Source organism: uncultured Senegalimassilia sp. (genome assembly GCF_934636665.1).
In the GTDB taxonomy this organism is placed as follows: Bacteria; Actinomycetota; Coriobacteriia; order Coriobacteriales; family Eggerthellaceae; genus Senegalimassilia.
Map to the genome: position 1 here is coordinate 19,423 of NZ_CAKUAT010000008.1, position 16,953 is coordinate 36,375.

15 protein-coding genes and 2 tRNA genes are annotated in these 16,953 nt (G+C 60.4%); 16 read left to right on the forward strand and 1 reads right to left on the reverse strand.

Translation table 11 applies throughout. The features are described from left to right. Positions 1 to 139 precede the first annotated feature (139 nt). The 5 genes from Q0G75_RS04465 (at position 140) to Q0G75_RS04485 (ending at position 8,984) form a co-directional block, all read left to right on the forward strand. Positions 140 to 1,342: a DUF6273 domain-containing protein gene (locus Q0G75_RS04465; protein ID WP_294417009.1), complete on the forward strand. Its 1,203-nt coding sequence runs from the start codon at positions 140 to 142 to the stop codon at positions 1,340 to 1,342. Positions 1,343 to 1,383: 41 nt separating this feature from the next. Continuing rightward, positions 1,384 to 2,295: a serine hydrolase gene (locus Q0G75_RS04470; protein WP_294417011.1), complete on the forward strand. Its 912-nt coding sequence runs from the start codon at positions 1,384 to 1,386 to the stop codon at positions 2,293 to 2,295. A 110-nt stretch (positions 2,296 to 2,405) separates the two neighbouring features. Beyond that, entirely contained in the window at positions 2,406 to 5,720 is a 3,315-nt protein-coding gene (locus tag Q0G75_RS04475; protein WP_294417013.1) for an ABC transporter ATP-binding protein/permease, read from the forward strand. 140 nt (positions 5,721 to 5,860) lie between these two features. Next, positions 5,861 to 7,267, forward strand: coding sequence for a sodium-dependent transporter (locus tag Q0G75_RS04480; RefSeq protein ID WP_294417015.1), 1,407 nt, complete (start codon positions 5,861 to 5,863; stop codon positions 7,265 to 7,267). Positions 7,268 to 7,466: 199 nt separating this feature from the next. Further along, positions 7,467 to 8,984 carry an IMP dehydrogenase gene (locus Q0G75_RS04485; protein WP_294417742.1) on the forward strand — a complete coding sequence of 506 codons (1,518 nt, stop codon included), beginning with the start codon at positions 7,467 to 7,469 and terminating at the stop codon, positions 8,982 to 8,984. Between the two features lie 373 nt (positions 8,985 to 9,357). On the opposite strand, the gene Q0G75_RS04490 is transcribed toward Q0G75_RS04485, so the two are convergent. Further along, a complete protein-coding gene (locus Q0G75_RS04490) occupies positions 9,358 to 10,278 on the reverse strand; it encodes a LysR family transcriptional regulator (protein ID WP_294415720.1) in 921 nt (306 codons plus the stop codon). Positions 10,279 to 10,421: 143 nt separating this feature from the next. Here Q0G75_RS04490 and Q0G75_RS04495 point away from each other — a divergent pair. The 11 genes from Q0G75_RS04495 to eno all read left to right on the forward strand — a co-directional run bounded on the left by Q0G75_RS04495 (position 10,422) and on the right by eno (position 16,754). Next, a tRNA-Lys gene (locus Q0G75_RS04495) sits at positions 10,422 to 10,497 on the forward strand. Between the two features lie 37 nt (positions 10,498 to 10,534). After that, positions 10,535 to 10,608, forward strand: a tRNA-Gln gene (locus tag Q0G75_RS04500). Positions 10,609 to 10,986: 378 nt separating this feature from the next. Beyond that, positions 10,987 to 11,205 carry a translation initiation factor IF-1 gene (gene infA / locus Q0G75_RS04505; protein WP_042436934.1) on the forward strand — a complete coding sequence of 73 codons (219 nt, stop codon included), beginning with the start codon at positions 10,987 to 10,989 and terminating at the stop codon, positions 11,203 to 11,205. Between the two features lie 100 nt (positions 11,206 to 11,305). After that, positions 11,306 to 11,419, forward strand: a complete 114-nt coding sequence (gene rpmJ / locus Q0G75_RS04510; RefSeq protein WP_006363204.1) for a 50S ribosomal protein L36 — start codon at positions 11,306 to 11,308, stop codon at positions 11,417 to 11,419. Between the two features lie 21 nt (positions 11,420 to 11,440). After that, positions 11,441 to 11,809: a 30S ribosomal protein S13 gene (gene rpsM, locus Q0G75_RS04515; RefSeq protein ID WP_042436929.1), complete on the forward strand. Its 369-nt coding sequence runs from the start codon at positions 11,441 to 11,443 to the stop codon at positions 11,807 to 11,809. 16 nt (positions 11,810 to 11,825) lie between these two features. Continuing rightward, entirely contained in the window at positions 11,826 to 12,224 is a 399-nt protein-coding gene (gene rpsK / locus Q0G75_RS04520; RefSeq protein ID WP_042436927.1) for a 30S ribosomal protein S11, read from the forward strand. 19 nt (positions 12,225 to 12,243) lie between these two features. Then, positions 12,244 to 12,840 carry a 30S ribosomal protein S4 gene (rpsD, locus tag Q0G75_RS04525; RefSeq protein WP_042436924.1) on the forward strand — a complete coding sequence of 199 codons (597 nt, stop codon included), beginning with the start codon at positions 12,244 to 12,246 and terminating at the stop codon, positions 12,838 to 12,840. 27 nt (positions 12,841 to 12,867) lie between these two features. Then, entirely contained in the window at positions 12,868 to 13,818 is a 951-nt protein-coding gene (locus tag Q0G75_RS04530; protein ID WP_042436921.1) for a DNA-directed RNA polymerase subunit alpha, read from the forward strand. Positions 13,819 to 13,830: 12 nt separating this feature from the next. Then, a complete protein-coding gene (gene rplQ, locus Q0G75_RS04535) occupies positions 13,831 to 14,319 on the forward strand; it encodes a 50S ribosomal protein L17 (RefSeq protein WP_042436918.1) in 489 nt (162 codons plus the stop codon). Positions 14,320 to 14,447: 128 nt separating this feature from the next. Further along, positions 14,448 to 15,236, forward strand: coding sequence for an energy-coupling factor transporter transmembrane protein EcfT (locus Q0G75_RS04540; protein WP_294415718.1), 789 nt, complete (start codon positions 14,448 to 14,450; stop codon positions 15,234 to 15,236). A gap of 225 nt (positions 15,237 to 15,461) precedes the next feature. Then, positions 15,462 to 16,754 (forward strand): phosphopyruvate hydratase, encoded by a 1,293-nt coding sequence (gene eno, locus Q0G75_RS04545; protein WP_042436916.1) that lies wholly within the window; start codon positions 15,462 to 15,464, stop codon positions 16,752 to 16,754. The last annotated feature ends 199 nt before the right edge of the window (positions 16,755 to 16,953 follow it).

Consider the following 16,953-nt stretch of genomic DNA (forward strand, 5'->3'; position numbering starts at 1 on the left):
AGGGCAAGTTGCCGAACCGGGCGGAGGGGCGCCGGATGCTGATTCGCCTGTTTTCTTTGCTTGTCGTTCGGCTACTATGGAGCCATCATGTTGCTGTCGTGGCAGATGCTGTTTGGTGGCTAGCGGTAGGGGGTGCGCTATGTTCTGCGCGAATTGCGGAAAGCCGATTGAGGATGATGCCAGGTTCTGCGAGTTCTGCGGGGCCCCGGTTCTTGACGAAGAGCCTGCGTCGTATGCTGGCGATGTCTCGGGCCGGCAAGCGGGGGATACCGTCTCCGCGCAGGCATCGCCGTCGCAGGATGTTGGGGGCAATCGGGGGTTTCGCCCGGCGATGGCGCAAGGAGCCGCCTCTCGGAGTAAGGGCATCTCCCCGCAGGTTGCGACCGTTGCGGCGGTATGCGCGGTTCTCGTCATCGCGGTAGCCGTGTTCGCTGTGCCCCGCATCATCGAAGCGGCTGGTGGCTCGTCTAGCGAGACGGCAAGCCGGCAGCAGACCGATCAGCAGGCCCAGCAGCAATCCGACGGGGCGCAGGGATCCGCCGCGGAAAACGCCGTCTCCCAGCAAGTGCAGGTGAAAAGCGGCATCTCCGAGTATTCGTGGGCTGACCTTTCGAATATCGCTGCGGAAATTGAGCGCACGGCGAAAAACCGCGACGATGCCGTGAAGATGGCGGCAAGCTACAACCTCGTGAAGCCGGACGGTTCGTTTACCGGCGAAGCGAAGACGCTGCAGACATCTATGGGAAACGTAGACGTGTTCATCGTCGACGTGTTCAAAGACAAGGGCTCGAGCGGGCGAAGCGCGGCGTTCACGTTCATGACTTCGGAAATTTTCGCCGAGCATCCTATGAATCCCACGGCTTCGAACTCCGGCGGCTGGAAGTCGTCGGGTATGCGCGCTTGGTTGAACGGGGAAGTGCTGCAGTCGTTTCCCGATGAAATGCGTTCTGGCGTGGTGGCGGTGAGCAAGCTGTCGAACAATGCCGGTAAGACCACTTCGCCCGCAAGCGTTACCGAGACGCAGGACAGCGTATGGCTGTTCTCCTGGGTGGAATGCCTTGGCCCCATTGCGTGGAATAAGGGGTCGGATCAAAGCTATATCGACACGGTGGATAATAAGGAGGGGTCGCAATACGCTTGGTTCAAGCAGCAAGGCGTTGCTGGCGAGCAGGGTCACGCTTCGCTTGATCGCAGCATTGCCGGATCGAGCAATCCCGGCGTTTGGTGGATGCGCTCTTCGGCTCCTAATGTCGCAACGTCGTTCGGGGACATGGGTCCGGAGGTAGATAACGGCGGCTATGCCTCCACCGCGGAGGGCGTCGTGTTCGGGTTCTGCTTATGATGGGCGCGCCAGTGCGGGTGGCGGGCGTCTGGGTGACGGCAATGACGGTGCTGCTTGCATCGTGTTTGCTTGCTGGATGCGATTCTGGCCAGGAGAAACAAGGAGAAGCGGCTGGCACCTCCGATGTCGAGGCACTTGTCGACTGCGTCGATGATACTCGGGCCGGCGAAGCTGCGGCGCCTGTTTCGGCGCCCGAGGGCTTGCGGGATGCGTTGGAGCAGGCTACGGGGGCCCATGCGGGGACTTATGCCGTTGCATGCGCGTCGGCTGATGGATCTTGGTCGGTCGACGTGAACGGTGACGAGCCCTTCGTTTCTGCCAGCATCATCAAGTTGGCGATCTTGGGAACTTTGCTTGATCAGGCTCAATCCGGGGCGTTATCGCTTGATGATTCGGTAACCGTGGGCCCGTCGGACATAGTGGGAGGTACGGGCGTCATCCAGGCATCGGGTGCCGGCGGGTCGTATACGTATCGCCAGCTTGCCGCTTACATGATTCAAGATAGCGACAATGTCGCCACTAATCTGATTATCGACGCGGTCGGCATGTCGGCTGTGAACGAGTACGCGAGCGAAATCGGCCTCACGCAGACCGCTCTCAACCGTCGGATGATGGATTTTGCCGCAGGCGACGAGAACTATACATCGGCGAACGATGTTGCGCATATGCTGCAGCTGATCTACCAAGGGAAGCTGGTGAGCTCGGACGCGAGTGAGTTCGCTCTTGACTTGCTGAAAGGCCAGCATGATAACGCTGGGCTGCTTGAAGGGTTGCCTGCGGGCAGCGTTTTCGCTCACAAGACGGGTACGCTCGACGGTGTGTTCAACGATGGGGGCATTGCGCTCGACCGGAATCCCTATGTGATGGTGGTGCTTTCCGGCAATGCCGAAAGGTCGCAGGCGCAGGCTTGCATGGTCGATGTCGCACAAGCGGCAGACGCCGCTATCGGCTAAATCGCGCGCCCGAAGGTAACGGATTCCACGCATTTCGCGAAAGCGCGGCGGATGGGGGGCGCGGCGGGGGATAATCATAACGATTGTCTTCAAATTCGAAAGGCGGCTGCATGCTGCAATTGATAAACGTGTGCAAGTCCTATACCACCGCGGACTTCACGCAAACCGCGCTCGACCATGTGTCGGTGGCCTTCCGCGACAACGAGTTCGTGGCAGTGCTGGGGCCTTCGGGCTCGGGCAAGACCACCATGCTCAACATCATCGGCGGCCTTGACCATTACGACGACGGAAACCTGCTCATCGACGGCGTGTCCACAAGCGAATACAAAGACCGCGATTGGGACGCGTACCGCAACAACCGCATCGGCTTCGTGTTCCAGGCCTATAACCTTATCCCGCATCAGACCATTCTGGAAAACGTCGAGCTTGCCCTCACGCTTTCCGGCGTGTCCCGCGCCGAGCGCCGTCAGCGCGCCATCGAGGCGCTCGGCCGCGTGGGGCTTGCCGAGCATGTCAACAAGAAGCCTAGCCAGCTTTCCGGCGGCCAGATGCAGCGCGTCGCCATCGCCCGTGCGCTCATCAACGACCCCGAGATCTTGTTGGCCGACGAGCCTACGGGCGCGCTCGACTCCAAGACCAGCGTGCAGATCATGGACCTGCTCACCGAAATCGCCGACGACCGCCTGGTCATCATGGTCACGCACAATCCCGAGCTGGCGCAGCGCTACGCCACGCGCATCGTCACCTTGGCCGATGGCGTCATCCGCGACGACACCCGTCCGTTCGACCCGGCGGCTGAGAACGCCCCGCGCCGCGCCGCCAAGCAGGCCCGTCGCACCAGCATGTCGTTCCTCACGGCGCTTTCCCTGTCGTTCAAGAACCTGCTTACGAAGAAGGGTCGCACGCTTATGACGGCGTTCGCGGGCAGTATCGGCATCATCGGCATCGCCGCCATCTTGTCGCTGGCCAACGGCGTGAACAGCTACATCGCCAATGTGGAAGAGGAGACGCTTTCCGAATACCCGCTGCAGATTCAGGACCAAGGGTTCGACATGACCAGCATGATGGGGCTGGGCAGTAGTGCGGAAGGTTCATCGGCGGAGAAAGCTCAGGGCAACTCCTCCGATGGCGATTCGGGCAAGCCCGTGCACGAATCGAAGATGATCGCGAGCACGTTCGACAGCATCGGCAGCAATGACCTGGCGTCGCTGAAGGAGTACTTCGACTCGGGCGAATCGGGCATGGAGCCGTATGTGAGCTCCATCGAGTACGGCTACAATGTCACGCCGCAGATCTTCAGCTCCGATACATCCGGCGCCGTGCATCAGGTGAACCCGGACAAGTCGTTCGCCAGCATCGGTCTGGGCTCCTCTACGGCTTCGAATGGCATCATGTCGTCGATGATGAGCACCAACATCTTCTACAAGCTGCCCGACAATATGGGCATGGTCGAGGGCCAGTACGACGTTATGGCGGGTCATTGGCCTGAAAGCTACGACGAGGTCGTGCTGGTGCTCACGCCGGGCGGCAGCGTGAGCGATTTCATGCTCTATTCCATGGGCCTGCGCGATCATGCCGAGCTCGAGAGCATGGTGCGCGCCTTCGCCAACGAAGAAGCCGTCAACGCGCCGAGCGACAGCCTGTCGTTTTCCTATGACGACCTGATGGGCGTCACCTTCAAGCTGGTGAACGCCGCCGATTTCTATCAGCGTGATGACGAGTACGGCGTGTGGAAGGACAAATCCGGCGACGATGCCTACATGAGGAACCTGGTGGACAACGGGGAAACGCTGAAGATCGCGGGCGTCGTGAAGCCGAAGGAAGGCGCGAAGATCACCTCCCTGCAGACGGGTCTGTACTACCCCTCCAGCTTGGTGAACCACCTGATCGACCAAGCGGGGAACACCCAAATCGTGCAGGACCAGAAGGCGAACCCGGCAACGAACGTGATCACGGGCAAGTCGTTCGCCGATGAGGAAAGCGCCCAGAAAAGCGGCAACGGCTTCGATATGTCCAGCCTGTTCACCATCGACGGGCAGAAGCTGCAGAGCGCCTTCACGTTCGACCAAAGCGCGCTGACCGCGGGGCTGCAGGGCGCCGATCTGGGCGCCAGCATGGATTTGTCGGGCATGAACCTTGATCTTTCCAGCTTGCCCGCCTTCGACGCGTCGTCCATCAGTATCGATCCGAGCGCCATCGACGTCAGCAAGCTCAGCCTTGATTTCAGCGGGTTGGACATCAGCTTCGACGGCGTGCAGCCCACCATCAAAACCGATGCGCTTACCGCCGGCGTTATGGGCATCGTGCAAGGATACCCCGCGTGGCTGGCGGCGCATCCGGAATATGCGGGCAGCATCGATACGGCCGTGGCGGCGTATCTGGCAGACCCCGCCACGCAGGCGGCGATGCAGCAGGTCATCGCCGACTCCATCGACTTCAGCGGCATGTCGGGTCAGATCGAGCAGCGGTTGCGCGATCAGCTTTCGCAGCAGATCGGCCAGCAGATCCAGCAACAGCTGCTCCCGGCGTTTACGCAGGCCATCTCCTCGCAGCTGCAAACGCAGCTCGGCGCCGCCATGCAAACGTATATGCAAAGCGCTATGTCGCAGGTGATGACCCAGTTCGCAGGTGCGATGCAGCAGCAGGTGTCCGCCGCGATGAACTCGTATATGACCAGGCTCGCCGGCAACATGTCCAGCGCCATGGGCATCGACCAGTCCGCCTTCGCCGACGCCTTCCAGATGAATATGGACGAGAAGGAGCTTGCCGAGCTCATGTCAAGCCTCATGTCCACCGAGCAGTCCAGCTACGACAACAACATGAAGAAGCTCGGCTGGGCCGATTACGCCAAACCCGCCAGCATCGACATCTATCCGAAGGATTTCCCCAGCAAGCAAAGCGTCATCGACATCCTCGACGCCTACAACGACCGTATGGAGATGAACGGCGAAGAGGGCAAGGTGGTCAGCTACACCGATATCGTGGGTGCGCTGATGAGCTCGGTCACCACCATCGTGAACATGATCAGCTACGTGCTGGTGGCGTTCGTTGCCATCTCGCTGGTGGTTAGCTCCATCATGATCGGGGTGATCACCTATATCAGCGTGCTCGAGCGCAAGAAGGAGATCGGCATCTTGCGCTCCATCGGCGCCAGCAAAGGCGACATCAGCCGCGTGTTCAACGCAGAGACCGTCATCGTGGGATTCACGGCCGGCGTCATCGGCATCGGGTTGACCGCGCTTGCCTGCATACCCGCCAATGCCATCGTGTACTCGCTGTTCGACGTCCGCAATGTGGCCATCCTCCCCTGGCAGGCGGCGGTGGTGCTCGTGGGTATCAGCGTGCTCCTTACGTTCCTAGCGGGTCTGATCCCCTCAAGTGCCGCTAGCCGAAAGGACCCGGTCGAGGCCCTGCGGTCGGAATAAGGCGACCGCGTTCGGTAACGTTTCTGGCGGCAGGCCCCGCTTTCCGCTACACTGCAAGGGTTGATTGTGAGCGCCCGGCGTATCGCTACGCCGGGCGTTTTTTGCGTTACGCGCGCCACGGCGCGCGGTTTGGAGGACGAATGGAACGCGAGAAGTTCGGAACCCGCCTCGGGTTCATCCTGGTGAGCGCGGGTTGCGCCATCGGCCTGGGCAACGTGTGGCGCTTCCCCTATATCACGGGCGAGTACGGCGGCGCGGCGTTTGTGATCATGTACCTGGCGTTTCTGGCCATCTTCGCGCTTCCGGCGCTCATCATGGAGTTCGCCGCCGGCCGCGCAAGCCAGCGCTCTATCGCGCGCAGCTACGACGTGCTTGAGCCGGCGGGAACGAAATGGCATGCGTTCAAGTGGCTGGCCCTGGCCGGCAACTACCTGCTCATGATGTTCTACACCACCGTGGGCGGCTGGATGCTCGCCTTCGTGGTGAAAAGCGCCTCCGGTGAGTTCGTGGGTCTTGAAAGCTCCCAGGTGGCGGACGTCTTCAACGGCTTGCTGGCAGACCCGGTGCAGCTTGCCGTGTACATGCTCATCATCGTGGGCGTGGGCGTGGGCGTCACGCGCGCCGGCGTGCAGAAGGGCGTGGAGCGCGTGACGAAGGTCATGATGATGGCGCTGTTCGTGGTGCTCGTGGCCCTGTGCGTGCGTGCGGTTACGCTGCCGGGCGCGGCAGAGGGCCTGCGCTTCTACCTGATGCCCGACTTCAGCAAGATGTTCGCCGGCGCCACGCTTGCCGAGCAGCTGGCAACCTTCGGCGATGCCGTGTACGCGGCCATGGGTCAGGCTTTCTTCACCGTTTCGGTGGGCATGGGCGGCATGTCCATCTTCGGCAGCTATATCGGCAAGGACCATACGCTTACGGGCGAGGCGGTGCGCGTGGCGGGCCTCGATACGCTCGTGGCGCTGATGGCGGGCCTGGTCATCTTCCCGTCGTGCTTCGCGTTCGGCGTGGAGCCCGGCTCGGGCCCGGGCCTGGTGTTCATCACGCTGCCCAGCGTGTTCAACGAGATGCCGTTCGGCCAGCTGTGGGCCGTGCTGTTCTTCGTGTTCATGACGTTCGCCGCGCTGTCCACCGTCATCGCCGTGTTCGAGAACATCATGAGCTTCACCATGGACCAGTGGGGAACGCCGCGTAAGAAGGCGTGCCTGGTCAACGGTGTGCTGCTGGCCGTGCTCAGCATGCCGTGCGTCCTGGGCTTCAACGTGCTGGCGGGCTTCACGGTCCCGGGCATCGGCGATATCCAGGCCATCGAGGACTTTCTGGTGTCGAACAACATCCTGCCGTGGGGCGGCTTGCTGCTGGTGCTGTTCTGCACGCGCAAAAGCGGCTGGGGCTGGGAAGGCTTTTTGGCGGAGGCCGACACGGGCAGCGGCCTGAAGTTCCCGCGATGGGCGCGCGGCTACGTGACCTACGTCATCCCCGTGGGCATGCTCATCGTGTTCGCCATGGGTTACGCTCCCATCATCGCCAAATGGGCGGGGTTGGGCTGATAAGGCCTCGAAATCGCATATCGCGCCCTGCTAGGGCCGCCGGGGAGCCGGCGGCCTTTTTCGTTGCCCGAAGGCGCTTTCCTTCGTGCGTTTCTCCACATTCTCGGCTATTTGCCGGCCTGCCCTCGCAATCGGGCCGTTGGCGTGACTATAATGGCTAGCAACGAAAATCCCGTTGCGAGAGAAGGAGCCGTCTCCCATGGCTTATTATTACGACGAGCCGTCACGTACGTTCAACGAGTATCTTCTGGTACCTGGTCATACGCCTGCTACGTGCGTTCCGGCGTCGGTGAGCCTGAAAACCCCGTTGGTCAAGTACCGCAAGGGCCAGGAAGAGTGCCCGCTTTCGCTCAACATCCCCATGGTAAGCGCCATCATGGCCGCCGTGTCCGACGACAACATGGCCGTCGCCCTGGCAACCGAGGGCGGTCTGAGCTTCATCTACGGCAACCAGACCATCGAGCAGGAAGCCGCCATGGTCGCCCGTGTGAAGAACTACAAGGCCGGCTTCGTCGAGTCCGACGCCAACCTTTCCCCCGACATGACGCTCAACCAGGTTGTGGCCCTGAAGGAGCAGACGGGCCACTCCACCATGCCCGTCACCGACGACGGCTCTGCCCATGGCAAGCTGCTTGGCGTGGTCACCGAGCGCGACTACCGCCTGTCCCGCATGACCGGCGAGGAGAAGGTCTCCGAGTTCATGACCCCGCTCGAGAAGCTGGTCACCGCTTCCGATGACACCTCCCTCAAGGTCGCCAACGATATCATCTGGGATCACAAGCTGAACTCCCTGCCGCTGGTGGATGCCGAGGGCAAGCTGGTCTACATGGTGTTCCGCAAGGACTACGACAGCCACAAGTCCAACCCCAACGAGATGCTCGACAGCCACAAGCGCTACATCGTGGGCGCGGGTATCAACTCCCGCGACTACGCCGAGCGCGTTCCCGCGCTGGTCGAGGCAGGCGCCGACGTGCTGTGCATCGACAGCTCCGAGGGTTATTCCGACTGGCAGAAGATGACCATCGAGTGGGTGCGCAAGCACTACGGCGATTCCGTCAAGATCGGCGCCGGCAACGTGGTCGACGGTGAGGGCTTCCGCTTCCTGGCAGAGGCTGGCGCCGACTTCGTGAAGATCGGCATCGGCGGCGGTTCCATCTGCATCACCCGCGAGACCAAGGGCATCGGCCGCGGTCAGGCCACGGCAACCATCGAGGTGGCCAAGGCTCGCGACGAGTATTTCAAGGAGACCGGCATCTACGTGCCCATCTGCTCCGACGGCGGCATCGTCTACGACCATCACATCTCCCTGGCGCTGGCCATGGGCGCCGACTTCGTCATGCTGGGCCGTTACTTCGCTCGCTTCGACGAGTCCCCGTCGGCCAAGGTCATGGTCAACGGCACCTACATGAAGGAATACTGGGGCGAGGGTTCTGCCCGTGCCCGCAACTGGGGCCGTTACGACCTGGGCGGCAAGAAGAGCCTGTCGTTCGAGGAGGGCGTCGACTCCTACGTGCCCTACGCCGGCCCGCTTAAGGACAACATCGCGGTCACGCTGCTGAAGATCAAGTCCACCATGTGCAACTGCGGCGCGCTCACCATCCCCGAGTTCCAGGACAAGGCCAAGCTCACCGTCATCAGCTCCACCTCCATCGTCGAGGGCGGCGCGCACGACGTCGTGCTGAAGGACAAGGCTCCTTACGCGTCCAACATGCGCTAAACTTGCCGTCTAGCTAAACGTCAAGCCTTGCAAAGGCTTCGAATCGCCCCCGTTTCCCGGTGCGGAAGCGGGGGCGTCTTGGTTTGCGGGATGGAAATGCGGCTACAAGGGCAAAATGCGCGTCGCATTCAGGGGCATCGGCGGTTTCTAGGGTGTGATGTGCATCAAATTAAGAAGCATCGGTGCAAGCCGATGCTTCTTAATTTGCTTGAATCGGTCTCTTGCCCAATCAATCTGACGGGATGTCTCTGGGAGTTGCGCCGATTGCGTCGGTGTGAGCCTCTCGGTTTGATCGCCGATTCCATTGCCGCGAGAACCAGCTGCCCGGCTCTGGTTGCGGTGTTGTGTGCGGGGCGAAGCTCTCGCGGGGCCGCTATCGAGCGGTCACGCCCTCGCTTTCCCCGATGATGCGATGCAGCTCCTCGATGTAACGGTCCAGAAGCTCGGAGGGCTTGCGTTCGTTGTGCATGATGTATCCCACGGTCATGCGCTCGTCGGTGTCAAGGGGGATGCTCACGATGCCCGTATGCATTTCGCTCGAAAGCACGCCCGTGGAAAGCGTGTAGCCGTTATAGCTGGTCAGTAGGTTGGAAAGCGTGCCGCGGTCGGAAATGCGGATGTTGCGCGAGTGTTCAACGTAGCTGAGCGGCTCCTCGGAGTAATAGAACGAGTTCGCGGTGCCCTGCTCGAAGCTGTAGCGGGGCCACCCGGTCAGCTCTTCGGGCTTGATGATATCGCGCCCGGCCAGCGGGTGGTTCTCTCCCACGAACACGTGCACGCCTGCGTCGAACAGCGGGTAGAACGACACGTCGGCGTCGTCAAAGGCCTTCTGCATGACGCGCTGGTTGAACGCGTCCAGGTACAATATGCCCACTTCGCTGCGGAACGACCGCACATCGTCGATAATCTCGGCGGTGGTGGTTTCCCGAAGGATGAAATCGAAGAAATCCCCTTCGCATTGCTCGACCACGTTCACGAAGGCCTCCACGCTGAAGGCGTAGTGCTGGGTGGAAACCGCCAGGCGCGCCTGGGGCTTTTCCTTGTTGGCGTAGCGCGATTCCAGCATGTTCGCCTGCTCGATGACCTGGCGTGCGTAGCCGAGCAGCTCGGTGCCGTCGTTGGTCAGCGTCACGCCGCGGTTGCTGCGCGTGAAGATGGAGATGCCGAGCTCCTGCTCTAGCTCCTTGATGGCAGTAGACAGGTTCGACTGCGACGCATAAAGGTTCTGCGCGGCGGCGTTGATCGACCCGTATTCGGCAATGGCGATAAGGTAACGAAGCTGTTGAAGCGTCATAGTTGCGTCCTTCGCGAAAGATAGCGTTGCAACGCATTGTAAGGCTCGAAGGTCGCAATTGCGGCGGCAAGATGAATTCCCCATTTTCCCGTTGACCGTTCCATAGGGCACCGGTAAAATGGATAGCCGCGCATATGCGAAGTGGGCCTTTAGCTCAGTCGGTAGAGCAGGGGACTTTTAATCCCAAGGTCGTGGGTTCGATCCCCACAGGGCCCACCACTTCTTGCGCAGGGCCGCCATGGCGGTTTGAATGCACTGGGCCATCGTCCAACGGCAGGACTCTGGTTTTTGGTACCAGCTACCTAGGTTCGAATCCTAGTGGCCCAGCCATTTAACGTTTCAGCCTCCCGATCGGGAGGTTTTTTATTGCCCGAGAACATTCGGAACGCGTGATTTCTCTTGCAACGCTCTTGACGCATCGCGTTGAAAGGGTATAGTTGTAAGAATCTAAACGCGAATCTCATCTTAATCATTCTCACGCGTTAAGCCGACAAGGCGGCTGCGCACTGCGCGAATACCTGGCGGCCTCGCCCAATCTAAGCGGCGAAGGCTGCGCGGCATCTAGACCGCACGCCTGACATGCAGGTATCGAAAAGCCACGAGCTCCTCTGGTCTTGTGCGCTTTGTGTATTTTCCCCACACAACTCAATAAGTTTGGTATCATTCCGGATTGCTGCGAAAAGACGAAATTAGTTTGAAGGAGCACCGTTGACCAAGCAAGATGTTATCGAACTGGGTGGTAAGGTTCTGGAAGCCCTGCCGAATGCCATGTTCAAGGTGGAGCTGGAAAACGGCCACCAAATCCTGGCCCACATTTCCGGCAAGATGCGTATGCATTACATCAAGATCTTGCCCGGCGACAAGGTGACGGTCGAGCTGTCCGTCTACGACTTGAACCGCGGGCGCATCACGTACCGTTTCAAGTAGTCTCAGCCCGCGCGCAAGCCGGCGCGCCAGTGTCCCCGAGAATAATCACCTGCGGCTGGGTGTGTACATATAGGACCGCATTAACCGAAAGGAAATTGAAATGAAGGTACGTCCTTCGGTCAAGAAAATGTGCGACAAGTGCAAGATCATTCGACGCCATGGCAAGGTCCTCGTTATCTGCGAGAACCCCCGTCATAAGCAGCGTCAAGGCTAGGAAGAAAGAGGAGATAAACCTATGGCACGTCTTGTTGGTGTCGACCTTCCTCGCGACAAGCGCATTGAAGTCGGCTTGACCTACATCTACGGCATTGGCCTGACCACGTCCAAGAAGATCTTGGCTGAGACGGGCATCAATCCGGACACGCGCACGAACGACCTCACCGAAGAGGATCTCGTCAAGCTGCGTGACTACATCCAGAACAACATCAAGGTGGAGGGCGACCTGCACCGCGAGGTGTCTCAGAACATCAAGCGCCTTATGGAAATCGGCTGCTACCGTGGCCTGCGTCATCGCAAGGGCCTGCCCGTTCGCGGTCAGCGCACCCACACGAATGCCCGTACCCGCAAGGGTCCCCGCAAGCAAATCGGCGGCAAGAAGAAGTAAGTAAGGGAGCTAAGAAGTGGCAACTAAGAAAAACGTGCGCACGCGCATCAAGCGCTCCGAGCGCAAGAACATTGCCGTTGGCGCTGCGCATATCAAGTCTACGTTCAACAACACCATCGTCAGCATCACCGATCCTCAGGGCAACGTGATCTCTTGGCAGTCCGCCGGTACCGTCGGCTTCAAGGGTTCCCGTAAGTCCACGCCGTTTGCCGCGCAGATGGCTGCTGAGGCTGCTGCCAAGACGGCTATGGAGCACGGCCTGAAGAAGGTCGCCGTGTACGTGAAGGGCCCCGGCTCTGGTCGCGAGACGGCTATCCGTTCGCTGCAGGCTACCGGTCTGGAAGTCGCCAGCATTCAGGACTGCACCCCCATTCCGCACAACGGCTGCCGCCCCAAGAAGCGTCGTCGCGTGTAACTGAAAGGATCTATTTACTATGGCTATCAATAGAACTCCGGTTCTTAAGCGCTGCCGCCAGCTGGGCCTGGATCCCGTCGTGCTGGGTTACAGCAGCTCCAAGACTTCCAAGCGCGAGCCCAAGCGTCGTCGTAAGGAATCCGAGTACGCGATGCAGCTTCGCGAGAAGCAGAAGGTCAAGTTCATCTACGGCGTGCTGGAGAAGCAGTTCCATGGCTACTTCAACAAGGCCAAGTCCATGCCGGGCATCACGGGTGACAACCTCATGATCATCCTGGAGTCCCGTCTGGACAGCGTGATCTTCCGTCTGGGCTTTGCCCGCACCCGCAAGGAAGCTCGTCAGATCGTGACCCACGGCCACATCACCGTCAACGGCCGTCGCGTGGACATCCCGTCCTACCGCGTCAAGGCCGGCGACAAGATTGCTGTTGCCGACAAGTCCAAGGAACTGCTGGTCATCAAGAGCGCTCTGGTCTCCAACGCCCGTTTCCAGGTTCCGGCTTGGCTTGAGGTTGACATCGAGAAGCTGCAGGGCAGCGTTCTGGCTCTTCCGACCCGCGATCAGATCGATCTCGACATCCGCGAACAGCTCATCGTCGAGCTCTACTCCAAGTAATCGCGCTAGTAAGGAGGCTTACCCAACATGACAGAGTTCATGAGGCCGACGGTAACAACGGAAGAAGTCAACGATACTGTTGCGCGTTTCATCGTGGAACCGCTGGAGCGTGGCTACGGCTATACGCTGGGTAACAGCATGCGTCGCGTTCTGCTGTCGTCTCTCGACGGCGCCAAGGCGACGGCCATCCAAATCGACGGTGTGCAGCACGAGTTCACCACGGCTGAAGGCGTCATCGAGGATATCACCGATATCGTCCTGAACGTCAAGGGCCTGGTCTTCTCGGCTCTCAATGACGACGTGGAAGAGGCCACGGCTCATGTTTCTGCCGAGGGCCCCTGCGTTGTGACCGGTGCGGACCTGCAGGTTCCCACCGAGTTCACGCTGATCAACCCCGAGCATGTCATCGCCACGGTTGCCGACGGCGGCCAGCTTGACATGACGGTCCGTATTGGCGTGGGCCGCGGTTACGTTTCCGCCGAGCGCAACAAGCGCACGGAGGATCCTATCGGCGTCATCCATGTCGACTCGCTGTTCTCCCCGGTTCGCCGTTGCACGATGAACGTGACCGACACCCGCGTGGGCCAGCGTACCGACTACGACAAGTTGGTTTTGGAGGTTGAGACGGACGGCTCCATCGAGCCTATCGATGCGGTCACCCGTGCTGCCAACATCATCAACCAGTACATGGGCGCGTTCCTCAGCCTGACCAGCACCCCCGAAGAGGAAGAGGGCGAAGTGCCGTCCATCTTCGCTCCGGAGGGTCAGGAGTCGAACGCCGAGCTGGACAAGCAGATCGAGGACCTGGACCTGTCCGTCCGCTCGTACAACTGCCTGAAGCGCGCCGGCATCCATTCGGTGCGCCAGCTGGTCGAGTTCTCCGAGAACGACCTGCTGAACATCAGGAACTTTGGTGCGAAGTCCATTGAGGAAGTGAAGGACAAGCTCATTTCCATGGACCTCAATTTGAAGCAATAGGAGAAACCTACCATGAGGCATAACTACAAGGGCCGCAAGCTGGGCACCGACTTTGCCCATACCAAGGCCATGAAGCGTAGTCTGGTGCAGGCGCTGTTCCTCAACGACCGCATCAAGACCATCGAGTCCCGCGCTAAGGAAATCCGCCCCGATGTCGACAAGATCATCACCTGGGCGAAGAAGGGCGACCTGCATAGCCGTCGTCTGGCCATCGCTGCGCTGGGCAACGACAAGGAACTGGTCCGCGAGATCTTCGAGAAGGTCGAGCAGGGCATGTTCGCCGATCGTCAGGGTGGCTACACCCGCATCATGAAGCTGGGCAACCGCAAGGGCGACAACGCTCCCATGGTCATCATGGAGCTCGTCACCGAGCCGGTGGCCAAGAAGGCTGAGAAGCCGGCTGCCAAGAAGGCTGCTCCGAAGAAGGTCGAGGCTGTCGAGGAGCCCAAGGCCGAGGAAGCTGCTGAGGCTGTCGAGGCTGCTGAGGAGAAGGCTGAATAAGCTACCCTCACATGCTATTGAGAAAGGACCCTTCGGGGTCCTTTCTTTTTTGGATTGATTCGCTTGCAGAAACACCTAAAACTTTTTTCTCGCAAGCGTTCATTGTGCGCTGTGGCTTAAGGGGCGCAGTGTTCTTCTTCCTGAATCTCATGCTGCGCTATACTTCACGCATGCAATTACGAATTAACACGTATATCGACGGCGATTCTTTCGTGCACACCTGCGATGCTCGGGTGAAGGTTGTGCTGCTGTGCGCATATACCGCAACCGTTTTCTGGGTTGAAACGTGGGTCGGACAGTGCCTGCTTGCCGGTGTATGCCTGGTGCTGGCTTTGGCAGCCCGCGTCCCGCTTGGCCGCATGCTGGCTATGGGAATCCCCGTGTACATGATGGCGGCTCTCACTGTGTTGTTCGCATCGATCAATAACCAGGTGGGGTTCGTGCTGGGTTGCTTTTACGGAGCAAGGATGATCTTGCTCGTCCTTGGCAGCTTCATCGTCGTGCTTACCACAACGTCTACGGCGCTTACCGATGCGCTGCGGTCGTTCGTGTTCCCGTTGCGGGCTTTGCGCATGCCAGCAGATGATATCGCTATGGTGTTTTGCATGGCTATTCGCTTCATCCCCTTGATGGCTCAAGAGCTCTGCGCGATCCATGGTGCTCAATTCTCACGAGGCGCATCGTTTCATCGAGGTGGATTATGGCAACGATTGTCGGCTTGGCCTCCGGTCTTCATCCCGTTGTTCGTGGGAATGTTCCGAAGGGCGGACAAGCTTTCGGTTGCCATGGATGCCCGCTGCTATGGCGTGCGCGGCGGCCGGCGAACCTCGCTACGAGACTATCGCATGACGATGCCGTCCGTTGCCGCGCTGACCTGCGGTTTAGGCCTTCTTGCCGCAATAGCGTTTCTGCTCTAGCCGTAGCGGCGTTCTTCTAGTAATCGCTTCCGTGCATAGGCGCGCATTCGGCCACAGCGAACGCCGCCGCTATCGCCATTCCCTAGCGATCGCCTCCGCGCACAGGCGCATTTCGCCGTCCGCCTGCTGGTTCGCACATGTCGGGGCGGGCATGGTATCATTTGCCCGTATGGCCTGGTGCAAGGCGCCGGGCGCAAAAGGAAACATCCTACGAGGAGGCATTCAATGAGCGTCATCATCGATGTGTTCGGGCGTGAAATCCTGGACTCTCGCGGCAACCCCACGGTCGAGGTGGAAGTTGTGTTGGAGGATGGTTCCTTCGGTCGTGCGGCCGTTCCCTCCGGTGCGTCCACGGGCGCGTTCGAGGCCGTTGAGCTGCGCGACTGCGATAAGGAGCGCTATCTGGGCAAGGGCACCCTGGATGCCGTTGGCCATGTGAACGATGAGATCGCCGACGCGCTCGTCGGTTTCGAAGCCGACGATCAGCGCGCTATCGACGACGTGATGCTGGAGCTGGACGGCACGGACAACAAGGGCGCTCTGGGCGCTAACGCCATCCTGGGCGTGTCCCTGGCCTGCGCCAAGGCCGCTGCCGAGTCCGCCGGTCTTCCGCTGTACAAGTACGTGGGCGGCGTGAACGGCCATATCCTGCCCACGCCCATGATGAACATCCTCAACGGCGGCGTGCATGCCGACAACAACGTCGACTTCCAGGAGTTCATGATCATGCCGGTGGGCGCCGAGTCGTTCGCCGAGGCGCTGCGCTGGTGCGCCGAGATCTACCACACCCTGAAGAAGGTTCTGCACGAGGCCGGCCTGGGCGGTGGCGTCGGCGACGAGGGCGGCTTCGCTCCCAACTTCACCACCAACGAAGAGCCCCTGCAGTACATCGTGAAGGCTTGCGAGGCGGCAGGCTACAAGCCCGGCGACGACATCATGTTCGCCATGGACCCGGCTTCCACCGAGTTCTACAACGCTGAAACCGGCAAGTACGAGCTGAAGGGCGAGGGTCGCGAACTGACCAGCGCCGAGATGGTGGACTACTGGGCCGCGCTGGTCGAGAAGTACCCGATCATCTCCATCGAGGACGGCATGGCCGAGGAGGACTGGGACGGCTGGAAGCAGCTGACCGACCGCATCGGCGACAAGGTGCAGCTGGTGGGCGACGACCTGTTCGTCACGAACTCCAAGCGCCTGGCAAAGGGCATCGAGCTTGGTTGCGCCAACGCCATCCTCATCAAGGTCAACCAGATCGGTAGCCTGTCCGAGACGCTGGATGCCATCGAGATGGCCAAGCAGGCGGGTTACGCATGCGTTATGAGCCACCGCTCCGGCGAGACCGAGGACACCACCATCGCCGACCTGTCCGTGGCTCTGAACACCGGCCAGATCAAGACCGGCGCTCCGTGCCGTAGCGACCGCGTTGCCAAGTACAACCAGCTGCTGCGTATCGAGGAGGAGCTCGACTCCCAGGCTCAGTACGCTGGCAAGAACGCTTTCTACAACATCAAGCGTTAATCAAGGCCTCGTCGAGCCGAATTCGGCGAACAGCGTAAAGCACACAGGCCGCTCAGGCGCGCCGTTCCGCTGCGGTTCGCGCAGTCAGGGGTAAACCTTGACTGCGCGCCGCAAGCGGGTCGGGCTGCCTGGGCGGCTTGTCGTTTTCCGGCATCGAACCCGCAATGCCGGCACGAAAGCCGGACGAGGTTTCCCCAGG